The 2383-nt window shown below is 62.4% G+C and carries 4 protein-coding genes; all 4 read left to right on the forward strand.

Going from position 1 to position 2383, the window contains the following annotated elements; all coding sequences use genetic code 11:
• Window positions 1-1096: RHS repeat-associated core domain-containing protein (locus MJ777_RS07560; RefSeq protein WP_305039387.1), on the forward strand; the 1096-nt coding region annotated here is incomplete at its 5' end.
• Window positions 1071-1499 carry a hypothetical protein gene (locus MJ777_RS07565; RefSeq protein WP_239374482.1) on the forward strand — a complete coding sequence of 143 codons (429 nt, stop codon included), beginning with the start codon at window positions 1071-1073 and terminating at the stop codon, window positions 1497-1499. The genes MJ777_RS07560 and MJ777_RS07565, both read left to right, overlap by 26 nt.
• The gene (locus tag MJ777_RS07570; RefSeq protein ID WP_239374485.1) at window positions 1496-1747 is read left to right on the forward strand and encodes a hypothetical protein; all 252 of its coding nucleotides are present in this window, start codon (window positions 1496-1498) and stop codon (window positions 1745-1747) included. The genes MJ777_RS07565 and MJ777_RS07570 overlap by 4 nt, the downstream gene beginning before the upstream one ends.
• Window positions 1748-1882: 135 nt before the next feature.
• Window positions 1883-2383: RHS repeat domain-containing protein (locus MJ777_RS07575; protein WP_239374488.1), on the forward strand; the 501-nt coding region annotated here is incomplete at its 3' end.

A 2383-nucleotide genomic window follows, 5' to 3' on the forward strand; every position in this document is an offset into this window, starting at 1 on the left:
TGCGGGGGTGGAAAAGGAACCGGTCGCCGATGGGACGTCGACGTATGCCCGGGACCCGGACGGGGATCTGGTCGGGTTGGGGACGCCGGGTGGGGCGTGGACGCCGCTAACCGACACCCACGGGGATGTGGTCGCGGCGTTCCCGACCAGCGGCACCGGGTTGACCGATCAGAAGGTGTTCGATCCGTTCGGGGTGACGACGAGCGCGGGCAGTGCGAACGTCCGGGTGGGTTTCCAGGGGTCGTGGACGGACCCGGTGACGGCGAAGGTGTCGGCGGAGGCGCGCTGGTATACCCCGGATACCGGTGGGTTTGTGTCCCGCGACAGTATTGATTTGCCGGTGTCGGGGTCGGCTGGTGGTAGCCGGTATCTGTATGCGGACGCGAACCCGTTGGTGTTCAACGATCCGTCTGGTCATAGTCCGTTGGCCCTGTTGTTAGTGCCGCTGGCGGAGATTTTGCCGCCGGTCGCGGCGGCGACTGCGATAGTAGTCGTCGGGGGAGCCACGCTGTATTACGGTCACGAGCTGTATCAGAGTATGAGAGATAGGACGGACCGGTCGGCTGCTGCGGGAGCGGTGGCGTCGGCGACGACTGTCAGCGGGGTTGATCTATATATTCCGGGTCTTGTGCCGGCTGGGTTTTCGCCGTATGTGGGTGTTCCTGTTGCTTCGGGTGTCGGGCTGGTAGCTGGTGGGGGTGGCGGGGGTTCGTCGTCGCGGGTGGATGGTCGGGTTTCGTCGATGGCGGGTCGGTCGCCGCAGGTGCGGTCGCAGGTGCGGTCGCGGCTGCCGGTTCCGGCGTTGCCGGCTCCGCGGGTGAAGCCGGTGCCGCCGGCGGGGCCGGCGTGGTCGGGGCCGTCGACTATTGCGCCGCCGGATGGTTGGTCGGCTGCGGGTGAGCAGTATGTGCCACAGGAGTGTGTGCCGGGGACGTGTGCGGATTCGTTGCCGTCGGGGGATGGGGCGTCTGGGCAGGGTACGGATGGTGGTTGTGGGTTGGCGGAGGGTTCGTTGCCGTTGGCGGCTACCTGTGTGCCGGACGAGCCCGACCCTGATCCGGCTGCCGCCGGTGGTGCAGGCCGCCCCCCCCGGTGACGGCAAGCCCCCCGCCCCACCGACCTTCCCCGACTCGCCCACCAACCCCAACGACGACGGTGACATCTCACAAAATAATATTGATGACCTTATTGCTGCAGCAAATACTGAAGGAAAAGACGGACTAACGGCTGCTGGTAGAGCCCTTCAGAAGAAGCTTGGTCGTCCGGACGAGGCTCCAGCGTGGAGGGATCTGGCGCCTGAAGTAGGAAACCCCGCCGGATATAGTAACTCGGCGTTACAATTTGTACGCAATGTACTGACAAATCCAGAAACTCGTGTTACTATCGAGTATGGTCGTAACCTGAATGGGCAGTGGGATAATCTTATTGCGTTTCGGTTGCCAATTGGTATTGGAATTCGCTACACTCAATCAGGTCAGTTTGTGGGGTTTGTAACGTGAATATGGTGGTGTTCAGGGGTCGGACGTTTGAAGTTACGTCTGCTTCTAATATAGTCGAGGACTCGGAGTCGTTAGAGTTTCGCGACCCGCATCAAGGTGGTGCGCCACTCGTCGCTGCCGTGACCCAATTTGGTTCGTACGGCTCCGTGCCGCTCTATTTAATTCTTTTTCAAGAAATGGATCTGGAAACCGTGGAAGAGGTTATCAGTTATTCGCGTCAGCGGATGGGAGCGAATATCGTTGATTGACCGCAATCGAGCGGCCCTCGTGGTGGATTAATGGATGTGATCTTGTACTGACTTTTCGAGGTAATATTTTATAAAAACTACTGACTCTTCTGCTCTGTGCCACCGTCGCGCTGCGCTGGGACTGGCTCCGAGGGGTTGATTCAGGTCGGCTCGGGGAGCGCGGCGGGGTCGGGGAGTCAGAGCTTCGGCTATGACCGGGCGGACCGGTTGACGTCGTGGACGAATCCGGCGAACGTCACGACGAGCTACGGCTGGGATGGGGCGGGCAACCGGACGTCAGCCGGCGGTGCCGCCGCCAGCTTTGATGAGCGGAACCGGCTGACCTCCGATGGGACCGCGACGTATACGTATACGGCGCGGGGGACGCGGGCGACCCGGACCGCCGGCGGCACTACCGCGACCACGACGTTCGACGGGTTTGATCGGCTGGTGTCGGACAGTACGTCGGGGACGACGACGTATGGGTATGACGGCCTTGATCGGCTCGCGGTCCGTAACAGTATCACGCTGGGTTATGCGGGGGTGGAGAAGGAGCCGGTGGCGGACGGGGCGTCGACGTATGCCCAGGATCCGGATGGGGATCTGATTGGTCTGGGTACCCCGGGTGGGGCGTGGGCGCCGCTGGCCGATCCCCAT

This window comes from Protofrankia sp. Cj5 (assembly GCF_917627405.1).
Classification (GTDB): Bacteria; Actinomycetota; Actinomycetes; order Frankiales; family Frankiaceae; genus Protofrankia.